A 15,759-nucleotide genomic window follows, 5' to 3' on the forward strand; every position below is an offset into this window, starting at 1 on the left:
CGCCCGCGAGCGCACCGTTCTGAGACGACGCGCGCCGGGCACCGCCGATCCGACCACGAGGAGCACCTGTGCCGCCCTGGACGTCGCCCGACCCGCTCTGGGAGGCGGTCGTCGCCGAGCGCGCCCGGCTCCTGGCCGACCTCGAGCACCTCACGCCCGACCAGTGGGCCACCCCCTCGATGTGCGGGCGGTGGTCCGTCGAGGACGTCGTCGCCCACCTGACCGCGGCCGCGTCCACCGGCCGGTGGGCCTGGGTGCGCAGCATCGTCGGTGCCCGGTTCGACCCGGACGTGCACAACGACCGGCGCCTGGCCGAGCACCGCGGCCCCACCCCGGACCGCACCCTCGACGCCTTCCGGCAGGCGGTGCCCTCCCGGGTCGCGGCGATCGGCGACGTGTGGGCGTGGCTGGGCGAGGTCGTCGTGCACTCCGCCGACGTGCGCGAGCCGCTGGGCATCACCACCGTGCCCGCGCCCGCCGCCGTCGAGGCCGTCGCCGCGGGGTACGCGCGCCGGGACTTCGCGGTGCGCTCCCGCACGGTGGCGCGGGGTCTGGCGCTGGTCGCCGACGACGGCGGGTTCCGGACGGGCGACGGGCCGGTGGTGCGCGGCACGACCCTGGACCTGGTCCTCGCGATGGCCGGTCGGCCCGCGGCCGTCGGGCGCCTCACCGGCGACGGCGTCCCGGAGCTGGCCGCCCGCGTCACCGGAGCCGTCGCCGCGGGCGACCCCCCGCGCGGCGCCTGAGGTGCCGGCTCCGCGACGGGGCGGCTGTCAGGTGCCGGTGGCCTGCGGGGTCTCGGCGACGGTGCGCACGTAGCGCTCCTCGGTGCGGTCCGGGTCCCGCGGCAGGGGCTGCCGCTCCCCCGTGCGCTGGAAGCCTGCGCGCACGTACAGGTCGATCGCCGCGGCGTTGTCGTCGACGACCCACAGCGACACCGTCCGGGCGCCGTCGGCCGCCGCGGCCCGGGCGACGACGTCCAGGAGGGCCCACGCGGTCCCCCGGCGGCGGCGGTCCGGTGCGACCCACAGCGCCACGACGTGCCTGTCGTCGGCGGGCGATCCCGGCTCCAGGACCAGCGAGACCATCCCCTGCGGCGTGCCGGCGTCGTCGAGCGCCACCCACGTCGGGGTCGACCGCACCCGCATCCGCCAGTGCGACTCCTTGAAGCCCGACTCGCGCGCGATCGTGGAGCCGAAGGCCTGCGGGGCGTCCCGCAGCGCGCGCAGGCGCACCTCTTGCACCAGGGGCCAGTCGTCCTCGTCGACGCGTCGGATCTGCACGTGCTCAGGATGCCTCACGTCGACCGGTGCGCGTCAGCGCTGCTCGCCGGCGGGCGTCCCGGTCTCCGGGGGCGCGCCGTGGCCCGCCGGGTCCGGGACCGCGCGGGCGACGTCGGCGACCTCCTCCTCGGGGCGCGGCGGGACCGTCTCGTCGAACTCCAGCTCGGGGATCTCCCCCAGGTGCTCGCTCATCGCACGTCTCCTCACGGTCGCGGCCTGCCGACGCCGCCACGGTAGCCACGCGCGCGGCGGGCGGCGACCGGGGGCCGTCACACCTCGACGGGTTCGCCCGCGGCGGGCTCGACGACCTGGGCGGTGGTCAGCTGCCCGAGCAGGCGTGCGGCCAGGGTCCGGCCGGCGTCGGACAGCGTGGCGTCGTGGATCGGGACGACGCGGTCGGGTGCGACCGCGCGCACGTGGTCGACGGCGTCGGCCATGCGCAGCCACGGTGCCCCGACGGGCTCCAGGAGCACGCGCACCGTCGTACCCGTGGGCGGCACGGTGAAGGAGTCCCCCGGGTGCAGCACCGCCGCCTCGACCAGGTACGCGACGTTCGTCAGTCGGGGCACGTCGGGGTGGATGACCTCGTGCCAGCCGCCGAGGACCTGGACGTCGAGGCCGCCGGCGGTCAGGGCGTCGCCGGGGTGCACGGCGTGCAGCGCGGCGGCAGGTGCCCCGGCGGCGGCGAGGTGGTCCACGACGGCTCCGGGTGCCCAGACCTGGGCCCCGCGCCCGGTCGCCGCGACGACCGCGTCGGTGTCGAGGTGGTCCGGGTGCTCGTGCGTCACGAGCACCGCGTCCACCCCGTCGAGGGCCGTCGCGACGTCGCTGAAGGAGCCGGGGTCGATGAGCAGGCGGGCCCCGTCGTCGCGGGTCAGGCGGACGCAGGCATGGCCGTGGCGGGTCAGCGTCAGAGGCATGGCGTCATCCTGCCCCCGGTGCCCGCGCCACGCCACGCCGTGGCGCGCACCACGTTTCACCCCGCACCCGTGCGCGGCTACGGTGGGCGGCGTGCTCGTCCTCGGTGTGTGCAGCCTCAAGGGAGGCGTCGGCAAGACGTCGGTGACCCTCGGACTGGCGTCCGCCGCGCTCGAGCGCGGTCTGCGGACCCTGGTGATCGACCTCGACCCCCAGGGGGACAGCACGATGTCCCTGGGCGCGTCGCGGCCCGGCGGCGGGGACGTCTCGACCGTGCTCGACTCCCCCGGCGGCCCGGCCGTCGAGGCCGCGACGGGCCGGTCGGGCTGGGCCGAGTCCGGGCTCGACGTCCTCCTCGGGTCCGAGCGCACGGTCCTGCACGACCGCCTCGACGACTCCGACGTCGACCGGCTGTCGTACGCGCTGTCGTTCGTCACCGGGTACGACCTGGTGCTCATCGACTGCCCGCCGTCGCTCGGTGGCCTCACCCGCACCGGGCTGACCGCGTGCGACCGCGCCGTGGTCGTCACCGAGCCCGGGCTGTTCGCGGTGATGGCCGTCGGGCGCGCCATGCGGACCATCGACGAGCTGCGCCGCGGCCCTGCCCCGGCGCTGCAGCCGCTGGGCATCGTCGTCAACCGCGTCCGGGCCCGGTCCGTCGAGCAGGCGTACCGGCTCGAGGAGCTGCAGGGCCTGTACGGGCCCCTGGTGCTGTCCCCGCACGTGCCCGAGCGTGCCGCGCTCCAGCAGGCGCAGGGCGCGGCGCAGCCCGTCCACGCCTGGCCCGGCGCGGCGGCGGCGGAGCTCGCCGGCGTCTTCGACCAGCTGCTCGACCGTGCGCTGCGCGCACCCCGCGCCGAGCGCGGTCGCTGACGCCCGGCTCCCCGCACCGGCGGCACCCCGGGCGCCGCGGCGGCGGTCGCGCGGCGACGCGGAACAGGCCCGGTCCCCCGCGGGGCCGGGCCTGACGTCGTGCCGGTCTCAGCCGGCCGTGCGTGCCTGCCGGCGCGCCGCGAGCTCGTCCTGCGGGCTGCCTGCCGGGACGGCCTGCTCGTCCTCGGCCCGCTCGGTCGGCAGCGCGGCCAGCGTGCCCTCGACCTCGCGCCAGACCCGACCCACGGCGATGCCGAACACACCCTGCCCGCCCTGGACGAGGTCGATGACCTCGTCGGCCGACGTGCACTCGTACACGCTCGCACCGTCGGACATCAGCGTGATCTGGGCGAGGTCCTCCACGCCGCGCTCGCGCAGGTGCCCGACCGCCGAGCGGATCTGCTGCAGCGAGACCCCCGTGTCGAGCAGCCGCTTGACGACCTTGAGGACGAGGATGTCGCGGAAGCTGTACAGGCGCTGCGTCCCGGAGCCGGTCGCGGGCCGGACCGACGGCTCCACCAGCCCCGTGCGGGCCCAGTAGTCGAGCTGGCGGTACGTGATGCCTGCGGCCCGGCACGCGGTCGGTCCGCGGTAGCCGGTCGTCGCGTCCAGCTCGGGGAGGTCGTCGTCGAAGAGGAGCCCCTGCGCGCCATCGGGGATCGCGCCGTGCTGCTCGGCGCTCTCGTTGCTGATCACGGGGGGCCTCCGCTCGTCGCCCGTCGCCGGACGCGGTGTGTACATCTGTGCGGCAACGCTAGGCCCGCCGTGCGACACGCGCAACGAGCGGGCTCCGGCGTGTCGCCACGGCAAGTCTCACCTTCAACCTGAGGTCGAGGGTTCTGCGGCCTTCGTCCGCACCCGCCCTCACCCGTTCGGCCCCCGCGGCTCGATCCCCGGACCCGCACCCGGCTCGCGCCCCGTCTCGAAGTCCTCCGGCGTCACGTGGTCGAGGAACTCCCGGAACTGCGCGACGTCGTCCTCCGTGGCCGCGGGCCGCACCTCCACGCCGGCGACCGCCACCACCTCCGCCGAGCACAGCACCGGGCACCCGAAGCGCAGCGCCACCGCGATCGCGTCCGACGCCCGCGAGTCGACGTGCTGCCCGCCCGCGAGGACCAGCGCCGCGTGGAACACACCCTCCTCCAGGCTCGTGATCTCGACCCGGTGCACCGGCTCCCCCGCCGCCACCAGCGCGTCGCGCAGCAGGTCGTGCGTCATCGGCCGCGGCGGCACGATCCCCGCCTGGGCCGCCGCGATCGCCGACGCCTCGGTCGGACCGATGAGGATCGGCACCACCAGCGACGAGTCCGGGTCGAGCAGGAGCACGACGATCTCGTCGTCCGACAGGTGCGTCCGCACCCCGACGACCTCGACCCGCACGAGCTCCGGTTCGGCGTCCACGCGCCCCACGCTACGACGACCCGGGCCAGGTCGGCGCGCCGGACCGTCGCCCGCCCGCCTCAGGGGGCGAGGTCCGCCACGGCCGACCGCACCAGGGCCGTGTGCATCTGGACGCACAGCTCCCCCACCTCGGCCGCCAGCGTGCCCGCCCGGCCCCGCGCCGAGACGGCCCGCTGCCCGCGCCACGGCGCCACGACCTGCTCCACCAGGTCCACCTGCCGGTCGGCGGCCGACCGGAACGCCCGCAGGTGCCGCGCGTCGATCCCGTGCTCGGCGAGCGCCGCGGCCGCCACGACCACGTCCCGCGCCCACGCGTCGAACACGCCCCGCGGGCCCGGCCGCAGCACACCCTGCGCCACCAGCTCGTCGATGAACGCCGCGTCGACGCCCGCGTCCTGCGCCAGCCGCTCCGACGTCAGCCGGCCCGGCGCCGCCGCGACACCGTCGGCCGTCGCCAGCCGCGCCCGCGGCACCGCACCGTCCTCGGCACCCGCGTCCAGCGCGGCCAGCTGCTCCGAGATCACCTTCAGCGGCAGGTACCGGTCACGCTGCTGGCGCAGCACGTAGCGCAGCCGCTCGAGGTCTGCCGGCGAGTACTGCCGGTAGCCCGCCGGGGTCCGCACCGGCTCCACCAGGCCCTGCTCCTCCAGGAAGCGCAGCTTCGACGTCGTCACCGCCGGGAACTCCAGGCGCAGCGCGGCCAGCACGTCGGAGATCCGCATCGACGCACGCCGGGAGATCCCCCGCGGCCACGGCTCCCCGGGCGCGACCGGCTCGACGCCCTCGGCCGGCTCCTCGACCCGCTGGGCCCCTGCACCGCTCATCCGCGTCCCTCTCTCGGCACGCGCTCAGGCACCGCGGTGCGGGCTCGGGTGGAACGTCATGCGGAACTTGCCGATCTGCACCTCGTCGCCCGCCCGGAGGGCGGCCTGGTCGATCCGGGTGCGGTTGACGTACGTGCCGTTCAGCGAGCCGATGTCGCGCACGACGAACACGCCGCCCTCGCGCACGAACTCGGCGTGCTTGCGCGAGACCGTGACGTCGTCGAGGAAGATGTCGGCCTGCGTGCTGCGCCCGGCCGTGGTGCGCTCCGCGTCGAGCAGGAACCGCGCACCGGCGCTCGGGCCGCGCTGCATCACCAGCAGCGCTGACGTCGGCGGCAGCGCCGCGACCGCGGCGGCCTCGGCCGCGCTCAGCCCGGCAGCAGCCGGGATCTCGGCGTCGACCGCGCCGATCGCACCGAACACCATGGTGGTGTCGGGCCCCTCGGCACGGTGCACCGGCAGCGGGGCGTACTGGTCGTCGCTCATGGGCCACCTCCCGTGCGGGTGACGGACCGCGTCCCGCGACCCGCGCGCGCCCTTCGGCGTCGCGGGTCTCACCCTATGCGGATCCCGGCCTGACGTGCAGCCTGCGCCACGCCGTCCCCACGGCGTGTCCTGCCATCAGCAGCCCAGGACCGGGTCGCAGACGCCCCAGGTCAGGGCAATGCCCACCTACGGGACGCGCTCAGGAACCCTCGACCGGGACGGGCGTCGCGTACAGCGGCTCGGGCACGTCCACGACCGCGTCGACCTCGACGTCCTCGAGCTGCTCGACCGAGCCGCTGCCGCCGTCGAGGCGCACCGCGGCGATCGCGCCCCCGGGGATCTCCAGCGCCGTGGCCATCGTGTCCGGGTCGCCGATCACCAGCCACCGGTACGGCGGCTCGAGCAGCGCGCCGTCCAGCACGACCTCCCCCGCCGTGCCGGTGAACGCGCTGCTCGCCACCACCCGGGTGTCGTTGATCTGGATGGCCTCCGCGCCCGCGTTCCGCAGCTCCTCCAGCACGTGCAGCATCGTCACCGGACGGATCGGCCCGCTGGTCTCGGTCAGCGTGATCCGCACCCCCGGCCCCACGGCCGGCAGCCGCCCCGTGAGGATCCCCTGCGTGGTGGCGTTGCGGCGGGCCGCGTCCAGGGCCGCCTGCTGGCTGTCCGTGCCCGACACCAGGTCGTCGCGCTCACGCTCGAGCTCGACCGCCTCGCGGCTGAGCTCGTCGGCACGCGTCGTGGTCTCGTCGAGCAGGCGCACGAGGTCGTTCTGCCGCAGCGACCCCAGCTGGGACTCGTCGGACTGGCGCAGCTGGACCACCAGCGCGAAGCCGAGCAGCGCGCACAGCGCCGCCGCGAGCAGCTGGCCCTTGCTCGCCGACGGCCGCATGGCCCGGCCGAGCGTCGTCCACGCCCCGGGCCGCGGCGCGTCGTCGCCCGTGGCCGCCGGGGCGTCCGGCACGGAGCCGGTCGGCGTGAGGTCGTCGTGCTCGAGGTCGTCGTGCTCGGGGTCGTCCGGGGCGAGGTCGTCCGGCGGGGGCGTGCTGTCGACGGAGGAGGCCGCGGCACCGCCCTCGTGCTCTCGCGCGCCGGCGGGCGCCACGGGCACGGTCGCGTCGACGGGGTCCGAGGGCTCCGGTGCGGCCACGGGCTCGGCGGGGTCGGTGCCGTCCAGCAGATCGGTGCCGTCCAGGAGGTCCGGCCCGTCGGCAACCGGGGCGCCGGGGCTCGGGGCGTCCAGCGGCGTCACGTCGTCCGCTGCGACCGTCCCGTCCTGGGGCACCGGCGTCGGGGTGCTCTGGGCGGGCGGCTCGTCGGCTGCGGGTCTGGTCATGCCTTGAACAGGTGCCGCCGGATCGAGGCGGCGTTGGAGAAGATCCGGATCCCGAGCACGACGATCACGGCGGTGGTCATCTGCGAGCCGACGCCGAGCTGGTCGCCGAGGAACACGATGAGGGCGGCGACCACGACGTTGGACAGGAACGAGGTGAGGAAGACCCGCTCGTCGAAGATGCCGTCGAGGAAGGCGCGCAGCCCGCCGAAGAGCGCGTCGAGCGCCGCGATGACCGCGATGGGCAGGTAGGGCTGCAGGTCGGCGGGCACCGTCGGCTCCACGAGCAGGCCCGCGACGACACCCAGCACGAGGCCGATCACCGCGATCACCGTTGCTCCTGTCCTCCGGGTCGCCCCGACCATGCCACATCGGGTGCGGCGGGCCCAACCCTCGCCGCGGACGGGCCGCCGGTCCCCGCCGGGCTCGTCGGCGTCGCGGCCGGCGCGACCTCCGGCGGGCGGGCGTGCCGCAGGACGATCTGGGCGCTGGCGGGCAGGTCGAGGTCGTCGCGGGCGGAGACGTCGACGCCGATGCGGTAGCGCTGCTGCAGGGTGGCCAGGTGCTGGCCGGCGGACGTGCGGGCCAGGCCGGTCTGCAGGTCGACGCCGTCGCCGACGGCCAGGACGGTGTACGGGCTGCTCAGGGGCGTGAGGTCCACGAGGACGGCAGCGCCGGCGGAGCGGATCGCGGACGTCGAGGTCAGGCGGGCGTCGTTGATCGACACGGCCTCGGCGCCCGCGGCCCAGAGCCCGTTGACGAGGACCTGCAGGTCGACGTCCTGGACGCGCAGGTCCGGGTCCTGGGTGTCGTCGGTGCCGTCGGTGAGGACGACCTGCAGCCCGGGCCCCTGCACGGGGACCGACCCGGCGGCGACGGCGTCCTGCTGCAGCTCGGCGAGCAGCGTCGGGTCCGCCGAGCGGGCGGCCTCGGTCTGCAGCGCGGAGATCTCGGCGTTGAGGGCGGCGTTGGTGGCGCTGAGCCGCTCGACCTGGGCGCCGCGGGTGAGGATCTGCTCCTCGAGGAGGGCGCGGGCCTCGGTGACGGCGGCGACGGGGCGGCGCAGCGCGACCGCGGCCGCGGTCCCGCCGGCGCCGAGCACGAGCGCGAGGGCGAGCAGGCCGCTGGTGGCCGTCAGGGTGCGCGGCGGTGCGAGGCCGAGCTCCTTGCGGCGGGCGGCCTCCTGGTAGCCGGGGTCCAGGGGGCGCTCGTAGACGGCGTTGATGAGCGTCATCGACTCGTCGGCGGCCCGCCGGGGCGGGGCGACGACGTGCCGGCGGCTCATGCCGCCCTCGTCCGCGCGCCCAGGACGGAGGCCGCCTGCGCGAGGTAGAGGGCGCCGGCGAACCAGTACAGGCCGACTCCCCACAGCGCGCACGCCCAGCCGAGCACGCCGGCGACGGCGCCCACCGGTGCGGGCCACTCCGAGAGCAGCAGCAGCGGGAACGCGTACAGCAGGGCGAACGTGCCGGCCTTGCCGGCCATGTGCACCGGCAGCGGGGCGAAGCCCGCGCGGGCCAGGACGACGAGCATCACGGCCAGCACGACGTCGCGGACGACGAGCACGAGGACGAGCCACACGGGGACGACGTCGCGCCAGGCCAGGGCGAGGAGCGTGACGAGGATGAAGAGGCGGTCGGCCGCGGGGTCGAGCATCTGCCCGAGGCGCGTGACCTGGTGCATGCGGCGGGCCAGCACGCCGTCGAGCCAGTCCGACGCGCCCGACGCGGCGACCACGACCAGCGCCCAGGCGTCGTGGCCCTGCCCGACGAGGACGGCGAAGACCGGGACGAGCAGCAGCCGCGTCCCGCTGATGATGTTCGGCACCGTGAGCACGCGAGAGCTCATCGTGGCCTCGTCCGTCAACACCCTCCCCCGTCGTCGCCCTGCCCGGATCCTATGCGTCCGTCCCGGGTCCGCAGGCCCAGGCGCGACGGCGCGGCGGGTGGCAGGCTCCCGCCATGACCGGTTCCGCAGCACCGGGGCCTGCCGCCCCGGGAGGTGACGTGCCCCCGTCGGGCCCACCCGTCGACCCGCCCGGGCGGGGCGTCGACGTCGTCGGCTCCCTGCTCGGGACGCCGGGGACGTGGGCCGTGGTGGGGCTGTCGACGAACCCCGCGCGGGCGGCCCACGGCGTGGCCGCGTACCTGCGGCGGCTCGGGCACGAGGTCGTGCCGGTGCACCCGGACGCGCCGGTCGTGGCCGGGGTCGCCGGCGTGCGCCGGCTCGCTGACCTGCAGGTCAGGCCCGACGTCGTGGACGTGTTCGTCAACAGCGCCCGGGCCGGTGCGGTGGTCGACGAGGCGGTCGCGGCCGGCGCCCGGGCCGTGTGGCTGCAGCTGGGCGTGCGCGCCGACGACGCCGTCGCCCGGGCCAGGGCGGCGGGCGTGGTCGTCGTGGAGGACCGGTGCCCGGCGATCGAGGGCCCGCGCCGCGGCCTCGGCTGACCGGCACGGCGTCCGGGCCCTGCCGCCCGGTCCCGGGTGAGGTCCGGCACCCGGGGGCGTGTGCCGGACGTCACCCGGGGCCGCACCCCCGCCGGGGCCCGGCCTGCGGCTATGCTGTCCGGCGACCGTAGGAGTTCGTCGCGCCCCCTTCGCGGGCTGCACACAGCAGCCACCGCAGCAGTGGTCGAGCGCACCGTCACAGGTGAGCCGGGTTGGTCAGGGGCAGGGCGACGCACGGGACCACATCGTTGGGCCCGCCTCCCCCGCATCTCACCGAACGGCTTTCATGAGCGACACGCTGCACTCTGCCCTGCCCACCGACGCCCCGGTCGTCCCCGCCCCCGAGGTCCCGAGCTTCGCGGACCTGGGCCTGGACCCCGACCTGCTCGACGCCGTCCTCGGCCTCGGCTTCACCACCCCCACGCCGGTGCAGGCACGCACCATCCCCGCGCTGCTCGGCGGCCGCGACGTCGTCGGCGTCGCGCAGACCGGCACCGGCAAGACCGCCGCCTTCGGCCTGCCCCTGCTGCAGGCCGTCGACGCCGGCGTCGCCGGGGTCCAGGCCCTCGTGCTCACCCCGACGCGCGAGCTCGCAATGCAGGTCGCCGACGCGCTGGAGTCCTTCGCGTCGCACGTCGAGGGCCTGCAGGTCGTGCCCGTGTACGGCGGCTCCCCCTACGTGCCGCAGCAGCGGGCGCTCAAGCGCGGTGCGCAGGTCGTCGTCGGGACCCCCGGCCGCGTGATCGACCACCTCGACCGCGGCTCCCTGCGCCTGGACGGCCTGAAGGTCCTCGTCCTCGACGAGGCCGACGAGATGCTGCGGATGGGCTTCGCGGAGGACGTCGAGCGCGTCCTGCAGTCCTCGCCCGAGCGTCGTCAGGTCGCGCTGTTCTCGGCCACCATGCCGGACCAGATCCGCCGCGTCGCGGCCCGCCACCTGTCGAACCCCGTCGAGGTGTCGGTCACCCGGCAGTCCTCGACGGTCACCGCCGTCAAGCAGTCGTACGCGGTGGTCCCCCACCAGCACAAGACCGCCGCGCTGCAGCGTGTCCTGGCGATCACCGACGCCCCGGCGACCATCGTGTTCGTGCGGACCCGCGAGGCGGCCGAGGAGGTCGGGCACGCGCTGGTGCGCCACGGCGTGGCCGCGGCGCACATCTCCGGCGACGTCGCCCAGTCCGACCGTGAGCGCATCGTCGAGCGTCTGCGCGGCGGCTCGCTCGACGTGCTCGTGGCCACGGACGTCGCCGCCCGCGGCCTGGACGTCGAGCGCATCGGGCTCGTGGTCAACATGGACCTGCCCCGTGAGGCGGAGGCGTACGTCCACCGCATCGGGCGCACCGGTCGTGCCGGTCGCACGGGCGAGGCGCTGACGTTCGTCACGCCGAGCGAGCGGGGCCGGCTGCGGAACATCGAGCGCACGATCCGCACCAGCCTCGTCGAGGCGACCCTGCCGACGCCCGCCCAGGTCGCGTCGCACCAGGTCGAGCGTCTGCTGGCGCGCACCCCGGAGCGTCTGGGCGCCGACCTGCGCGTGCAGCGTGACGCCGTCGCGGCCCACCTGGCGGCGAACCCGGAGCTGGACGTCACCGACCTGCTCGCGGCGGTCCTCGCGATCGCCGTCGGCGGCGACAAGCCGACGGGTGACGACCTGGACGACGCGCTGGTGCGTGCCCGGCACGAGTCGACGCACCGTGCGTCGGACGTGCGTGCCGGTGGTCCCCGTCGGCGCCCGACCTCCAACGGTCCGAGCGGGCGTGCGCGGTACCGGGTCGCCGTCGGTCACCGCGACGGCCTGCAGCCGGGCGCCCTGGTCGGTGCGCTGACCGGTGAGGGCGGCCTCAACGGCAAGGACGTCGGCAAGATCGACATCTTCGGCAGCTTCGCGCTGGTCGACATCCCGGCAGGGCTGACGCCGGAGGCGTTCGAGAAGCTCGCGCAGACCCGGGTCGCGGGGCGTCCGCTGCGGATCCGTGAGGACACGGGCCCGCGTGGCGAGCGCGAGCCCCGGACGGGTCGTCCGGAGGTCGGCAGCCGCCCGCACCGCTGACCCGTGCCCCGGGTGCCCGGGGTGCACGCACGCCGTCTCGGCCGGTCCGACGCTCGTCGTCGGGCCGGCCGTCGTGCGTGGTCCGGCGGGTGGTGGCCTCAGCGGTGCAGGGCGGCGCGGGCCCGGTCGGCCGCGCTCTGGCCCCGCAGCAGCACGATGTCGGCCTCGCGCAGCACGTCGGCCGGGGTCTGCAGGTGCCGCACGCTGGGCAGGGTCCCGACGGCGACGCGCGACCCGAACTCCCGGCGCAGGCCGGCGAGCAGCTCGGCGACGCGTTCGGGCAGGCCGGTGGTGACGTCGTCGACGAGGACGGCGAAGTCGTCCTCGCCGATGCGGGCCGTGGTGTCGCCCTCGCGCAGGGGGCGGCGCAGCTGCCGCACGACCTCACGGTGGACGTCCAGGTGCTGGGCGTCGGCGCGGTGCCCGACGTCGGGGTCGCGGGGCGCGGGCAGCCGGCCCGCCGGTGCGGGCAGCACCCGGACCACGGCCACGGCGCAGTCGTACGCGGGCGAGCGGCGGGTGCGCAGCAGCGCGGCCCCGAGGCGGTCGAGGAACAGCAGGCGGTTGACGAGGCCCGTCTCGGGGTCGTGCAGGGCGTCGCGCTGCAGGGCGATCTCCGCCTCCTTGCGCTCGGTCACGTCGACGAGCGTGCCGACGAGGCGGGCCGGGCAGCCGGCGTCGTCGAGCACGGTGACGGCGCGGCACATCATCCACCGGTAGTCGCCGGTCCACGTGCGGACGCGGTGCTCGAGCTCCAGGGGCGTGCCGCACCCGGCGAGCTGGGCGGCGATCGCCGCGGACACCTCGTCGCGGTCGGCCGGGTGGACGCGTTCGAGCCACTCGGCGGGGCGGTCCCCGATCACGTCGTCGGCGTAGCCGAGGGTCTGCTTCCACCGCGGTGAGTAGTAGACGGTGCCGGCGGACACGTCCCAGTCCCAGGTGCCGTCGTGGGCGGCCATCGACGCCAGCGCGTAGCGCTCCTCGCTCTCGCGCAGCGTGTCGGCGAGGGACCGTTCGCGGGCCGCGGCCTGCTCGAGCGCCTTGCGCTGCTCGCGCAGCGACGCCAGGAGCCGCTCCTGGTCGAGCGCGACGGCCAGGAGCGCGGCCCAGTGGTTGAAGCGGTCACGGGGCTGGGTGGCGCGCGTCTCGACGGTCCCGTCGATCGCGAGCAGCCCCCAGTCCCCGCCGCCGAAGGTGACGGGCACGACGAACGTGAGCTCGTTGGTGCCGACGGCGCCCGCTCGCGTCAGGGCCGCGGGCGGGAACTGGCTGGCGGTGGTCCGCACGCCGACGAGCCGGGCGAGGGTGCCGGACGTGTCGTGGACGCCGACGACCTCGATCTCGCGGTCGCCGGGACCCCGGTCCGTGCCCACCCACAGGCCCAGGCACGCGTGGCCGCGGATGCCGCGGGGCAGCCAGCCGAGGGCACGGGGGCTCGCGTCGCCGCGCAGCAGGTCCATGTCGACCTCGTACTGGTCGACGATGGTCCGCTCGAGCTGGCCGCTGCGGGCGAGCATGGCCCGCGTGGCGCCCTTGGTCACGGCCAGCAGGACGTCGGTGACGGTGCGGCGCACGGCGTCGGCGTGCCGGTCGTGCTGCGCGGGTAGGGCGGCGGTGAGGTCCTGCTCGACGGCCCGCAGGGTCGCCACGACCTGCTCGAGGGCCTCGGGGTGCGGCTGCAGGGCGGCGGTGAGGTCGGCGAGGCGGCCGAGGACGGCGCCCGGCGCGGCGGTGCCCCGCTCGGCGGCGGCCTCGAGCGGTTCGCACAGCGCGCGCCACCAGGCCTCACGGGGGTCCTGGCCGGTCGGGCGGCGGGTGCCGCCGGTGCCGACGGGACCGGCGAACGCGGCGTCGGCGAGGCGCCGCACGCGGGAGGTCCAGCCCTGGTCGTCGGAGTCGGCGCCGGCGTGCCGGGCGACCTCGGTGCACCCGCAGGACTCGCGCAGCACCAGGCCGGCGGGCACGCGGTGCTCGCCGGGCGCCACGTCGTCGCCGTGCAGGCGTGCGAGCAGCAGCTCCACGGCGTGCTCCCCCACCCGCCCGTAGTGCGCGTCGACCGTGGACAGGCGGGGCGTGACGCGGGCGCCGGAGTCGGCGTGGTCGAACCCGACGACGGCCTGGTCGCGCGGGAGGACCAGGCCGTGCGAGCGCAGCGCCCGGATGAGGCCGATCGCGTTGCGGTCGGTCGCGGCCACGACGGCGGTCGTGGGGACGCCGGCGGCGAGCATGCGCGCCGCGGCGTCGGCGCCGCCCTGCTCCTGGTTGTCCGACGCCTCGTACCACCACGCGTCGGGAGCGTCGATGCCGTGGGCGGCCATCGCGGCCCGGTAGGCGTCGTGGCGCTCGCGCATGTCGCGCTGCCCGAGGTGCCCGACGAAGCCGATCGCCCGGTGCCCGTGCTCGAGGAGGTGGTCGATCGCGGCGCGCACGCCTCCGTCGTTGTCGGGCACGACCACGGGGTCGTCGGGGTGCGCAGGGTCCTCGGAGACCAGGACGACGGGGATCCCCCACTCGCGCACCGCGGCGAGGCGCTCGCCCGACAGGGCCCGGGCGACGACCACGAGCCCGTCGACCGCGCCGAGCGCGACGGGGGTGTCGAGCACCGACCCGTCGGGGTAGCGCTCGCGGTCCAGGCCCGCGGGGTAGGTCTGCACGGCGACGACGCGGTGCCCGGCGGCGCGTGCCGCTCGGGCGACGCCCCCGATCAGCGCACCGAAGTAGAACCCGCCCACCACGGGCGACAGCACACCGATGGTGCGGCGCACGGCCGGTGGTGCACCCCGTCGGACAGTCCCCATGACTCTCCCCTCGGCCACGTCGTCGGAGTCGAGATGATGCGCGTCACCCACATCGGGCGCAAGACTAGGCGATCGTGGTCACTCCTGCACATGACAGCGGCAAAGGCGCCTCCTCTCCGCCGGTCCCCCCGGTGACGTCCCCCGTGCCCGTGGTCACGGGGTCGCACCCGGCGGTCGCGGCGCGCCGGCCGACCATCACCGACGTGGCACGGGCGGCGGGGGTGTCGATCGCCGTCGTGTCGTACGCGCTCAACGGGCGCCCCGGGGTCTCGGCCGCCACCCGTGAGCGGGTCCTGCGGGTCGCCGACGAGTTCGGGTGGCGGCCCAGCGCCGCGGCGCGCTCCATGCGGACCGGCCCGCGTGCCGTGGGCCTGGTCGTCGACCGGGGCCCGTCCGGGACGGCCGGGCGGGCGGGTCAGGTCCTCGAGCTCGTCGACGCGCTCCAGCACGTGCTCGCGACGCGCTCCCTGGCCCTGGTGCTGCAGGTCGTCGACGACGTCGACGCGGCCGTCGCGCTGTACGCGCAGTGGTGGGCCGAACGGCGCTTCGACGTCATGGTCGTCACGGACGTGCGTACGCAGGACCCCCGGGTCGACGCGCTGCGCCGCCTGCGCGTGCCGTCCGTGGTGCTCGGCGGCACGAGCCCCGGCGGGGAGGTCGCGGCGGTGGGCGTCGACGACGAGGACGCGGCCGCCCGGGTGGGACGCTACCTCGTCGAGCTGGGGCACCGGCACGTCGCCGCGGTGACGGCGCCCGCGGGCCTGGACCGCACCCGCGCCCGCGTCGCCGGCCTCGAGCGGACCGTGGCCGGTGCGGGCGGCGTCCTGACCCACCGTGCCACCGCGGGGACGCCGGAGGAGGCGGCGGCCGCGTGCCGCCGCCTCCTGACGGACCCCCGGCCCCCGACGGCGGTCGTGCTGGACTCGGACCAGATGGCCGTGGCCGCGCTCGACGTCGCGCGCCGCACCGGCCTGGCCGTGCCGTGGGACCTGTCGGTCGTGGCGTTGGCGGACTCGGCGCTGTGCCGGCTCGCGACGCCGTCGATCACCGCTCTGCCGGCGGTCGCCGAGGAGGCGGGGACTGCGGTCGGCGAGGCGGTCCTCGCGCTGCTCGACGGGTCGGGGCAGCGCGCGTGGACGGTCGCGCCCGGGGGGCTGGCGGTCCGCGGCAGCACGGGGCCGCGCTCGCGCTGACCGGCGACCACGGCGCGACGGGCGGTCGCTGCGGCGACCGACCGTCATGTCACGATCTGGTAACGGGCCGTTCCCTAAACGTTTCGAGGACGTTCGCGGCGCGGGGCCCGCGTGATGGATTCGCGTCGGACGCCGGGGTCCCGACCTCGGTGC

General features: G+C 76.4%; 17 protein-coding genes. 5 read left to right on the forward strand and 12 right to left on the reverse strand.

Annotated features, from left to right (window positions below; all coding sequences use genetic code 11):
• Nucleotides 1-68: 68 nt before the first annotated feature.
• On the forward strand, nt 69-746 hold the full coding sequence (locus BKA21_RS01555) for a maleylpyruvate isomerase family mycothiol-dependent enzyme (RefSeq protein WP_140458939.1): 678 nt from the start codon (nt 69-71) through the stop codon (nt 744-746).
• A 27-nt stretch (nt 747-773) separates the two neighbouring features.
• Here the strand turns inward: BKA21_RS01555 and BKA21_RS01560 are convergent, their stop codons facing one another.
• The 3 genes from BKA21_RS01560 to BKA21_RS01570 all read right to left on the reverse strand — a co-directional run bounded on the left by BKA21_RS01560 (nt 774) and on the right by BKA21_RS01570 (nt 2,203).
• The gene (locus BKA21_RS01560) at nt 774-1,283 is read right to left on the reverse strand and encodes a GNAT family N-acetyltransferase (RefSeq protein WP_140458938.1); all 510 of its coding nucleotides are present in this window, start codon (nt 1,281-1,283) and stop codon (nt 774-776) included.
• 33 nt (nt 1,284-1,316) lie between these two features.
• Nucleotides 1,317-1,475 (reverse strand): hypothetical protein, encoded by a 159-nt coding sequence (locus BKA21_RS01565; RefSeq protein ID WP_170208994.1) that lies wholly within the window; start codon nt 1,473-1,475, stop codon nt 1,317-1,319.
• 77 nt (nt 1,476-1,552) lie between these two features.
• Nucleotides 1,553-2,203 carry an MBL fold metallo-hydrolase gene (locus BKA21_RS01570; protein WP_140458937.1) on the reverse strand — a complete coding sequence of 217 codons (651 nt, stop codon included), beginning with the start codon at nt 2,201-2,203 and terminating at the stop codon, nt 1,553-1,555.
• A 91-nt stretch (nt 2,204-2,294) separates the two neighbouring features.
• Here BKA21_RS01570 and BKA21_RS01575 point away from each other — a divergent pair, with 91 nt between their 5' ends.
• Complete coding sequence (locus BKA21_RS01575) at nt 2,295-3,074, forward strand: ParA family protein (protein WP_140458936.1); 780 nt, start codon at nt 2,295-2,297, stop codon at nt 3,072-3,074.
• A gap of 108 nt (nt 3,075-3,182) precedes the next feature.
• Here BKA21_RS01575 and BKA21_RS01580 read toward each other — a convergent pair whose 3' ends face one another.
• The 8 genes from BKA21_RS01580 to BKA21_RS01615 form a co-directional block, all read right to left on the reverse strand.
• Nucleotides 3,183-3,770, reverse strand: coding sequence for a MerR family transcriptional regulator (locus BKA21_RS01580; protein WP_140458935.1), 588 nt, complete (start codon nt 3,768-3,770; stop codon nt 3,183-3,185).
• A 168-nt stretch (nt 3,771-3,938) separates the two neighbouring features.
• A complete protein-coding gene (locus BKA21_RS01585; RefSeq protein WP_140458934.1) occupies nt 3,939-4,475 on the reverse strand; it encodes a bifunctional nuclease family protein in 537 nt (178 codons plus the stop codon).
• Nucleotides 4,476-4,534: 59 nt separating this feature from the next.
• Nucleotides 4,535-5,299 (reverse strand): transcriptional regulator FtsR, encoded by a 765-nt coding sequence (gene ftsR, locus BKA21_RS01590; protein WP_140458933.1) that lies wholly within the window; start codon nt 5,297-5,299, stop codon nt 4,535-4,537.
• Between the two features lie 24 nt (nt 5,300-5,323).
• A complete protein-coding gene (locus tag BKA21_RS01595) occupies nt 5,324-5,785 on the reverse strand; it encodes an FHA domain-containing protein (RefSeq protein ID WP_140458932.1) in 462 nt (153 codons plus the stop codon).
• 199 nt (nt 5,786-5,984) lie between these two features.
• Nucleotides 5,985-7,121, reverse strand: a complete 1,137-nt coding sequence (locus BKA21_RS01600) for a DUF881 domain-containing protein (RefSeq protein WP_140458931.1) — start codon at nt 7,119-7,121, stop codon at nt 5,985-5,987.
• Nucleotides 7,118-7,450, reverse strand: coding sequence for a small basic family protein (locus BKA21_RS01605; protein ID WP_140458930.1), 333 nt, complete (start codon nt 7,448-7,450; stop codon nt 7,118-7,120). The genes BKA21_RS01600 and BKA21_RS01605 overlap by 4 nt, the downstream gene beginning before the upstream one ends.
• Complete coding sequence (locus tag BKA21_RS01610; protein WP_140458929.1) at nt 7,447-8,403, reverse strand: DUF881 domain-containing protein; 957 nt, start codon at nt 8,401-8,403, stop codon at nt 7,447-7,449. The genes BKA21_RS01605 and BKA21_RS01610 overlap by 4 nt, the downstream gene beginning before the upstream one ends.
• Nucleotides 8,400-8,966 (reverse strand): CDP-alcohol phosphatidyltransferase family protein, encoded by a 567-nt coding sequence (locus BKA21_RS01615; RefSeq protein ID WP_140458928.1) that lies wholly within the window; start codon nt 8,964-8,966, stop codon nt 8,400-8,402. Before BKA21_RS01615 ends, BKA21_RS01610 begins: the two co-directional genes overlap by 4 nt.
• 113 nt (nt 8,967-9,079) lie before the next feature.
• On the opposite strand from BKA21_RS01615, the gene BKA21_RS01620 reads away from it, so the two are divergent.
• Nucleotides 9,080-9,565, forward strand: a complete 486-nt coding sequence (locus BKA21_RS01620) for a CoA-binding protein (RefSeq protein ID WP_140458927.1) — start codon at nt 9,080-9,082, stop codon at nt 9,563-9,565.
• A gap of 286 nt (nt 9,566-9,851) precedes the next feature.
• Nucleotides 9,852-11,615, forward strand: a complete 1,764-nt coding sequence (locus tag BKA21_RS01625) for a DEAD/DEAH box helicase (protein ID WP_140458926.1) — start codon at nt 9,852-9,854, stop codon at nt 11,613-11,615.
• Nucleotides 11,616-11,713: 98 nt separating this feature from the next.
• Here BKA21_RS01625 and BKA21_RS01630 read toward each other — a convergent pair whose 3' ends face one another.
• Complete coding sequence (locus BKA21_RS01630) at nt 11,714-14,380, reverse strand: substrate-binding domain-containing protein (protein WP_239072782.1); 2,667 nt, start codon at nt 14,378-14,380, stop codon at nt 11,714-11,716.
• A gap of 164 nt (nt 14,381-14,544) precedes the next feature.
• On the opposite strand from BKA21_RS01630, the gene BKA21_RS01635 reads away from it, so the two are divergent.
• On the forward strand, nt 14,545-15,606 hold the full coding sequence (locus BKA21_RS01635; RefSeq protein ID WP_239072783.1) for a LacI family DNA-binding transcriptional regulator: 1,062 nt from the start codon (nt 14,545-14,547) through the stop codon (nt 15,604-15,606).
• Nucleotides 15,607-15,759 lie beyond the last annotated feature (153 nt).

This window comes from Cellulomonas oligotrophica (assembly GCF_013409875.1).
GTDB lineage: Bacteria > Actinomycetota > Actinomycetes > Actinomycetales > Cellulomonadaceae > Cellulomonas > Cellulomonas oligotrophica.

Coding starts and splice junctions, on each gene's coding strand:
- BKA21_RS01565 (WP_170208994.1), bottom strand. CDS start 1,475: ATGAGCGAGCACCTGGGGGAGATCCCCGAGCTGGAGTTCGACGAGACG.
- BKA21_RS01570 (WP_140458937.1), bottom strand. CDS start 2,203: ATGCCTCTGACGCTGACCCGCCACGGCCATGCCTGCGTCCGCCTGACC.
- ftsR (WP_140458933.1), bottom strand. CDS start 5,299: ATGAGCGGTGCAGGGGCCCAGCGGGTCGAGGAGCCGGCCGAGGGCGTC.
- BKA21_RS01595 (WP_140458932.1), bottom strand. CDS start 5,785: ATGAGCGACGACCAGTACGCCCCGCTGCCGGTGCACCGTGCCGAGGGG.
- BKA21_RS01600 (WP_140458931.1), bottom strand. CDS start 7,121: ATGACCAGACCCGCAGCCGACGAGCCGCCCGCCCAGAGCACCCCGACG.
- BKA21_RS01610 (WP_140458929.1), bottom strand. CDS start 8,403: ATGAGCCGCCGGCACGTCGTCGCCCCGCCCCGGCGGGCCGCCGACGAG.
- BKA21_RS01615 (WP_140458928.1), bottom strand. CDS start 8,966: ATGAGCTCTCGCGTGCTCACGGTGCCGAACATCATCAGCGGGACGCGG.
- BKA21_RS01620 (WP_140458927.1), top strand. CDS start 9,080: ATGACCGGTTCCGCAGCACCGGGGCCTGCCGCCCCGGGAGGTGACGTG.
- BKA21_RS01625 (WP_140458926.1), top strand. CDS start 9,852: ATGAGCGACACGCTGCACTCTGCCCTGCCCACCGACGCCCCGGTCGTC.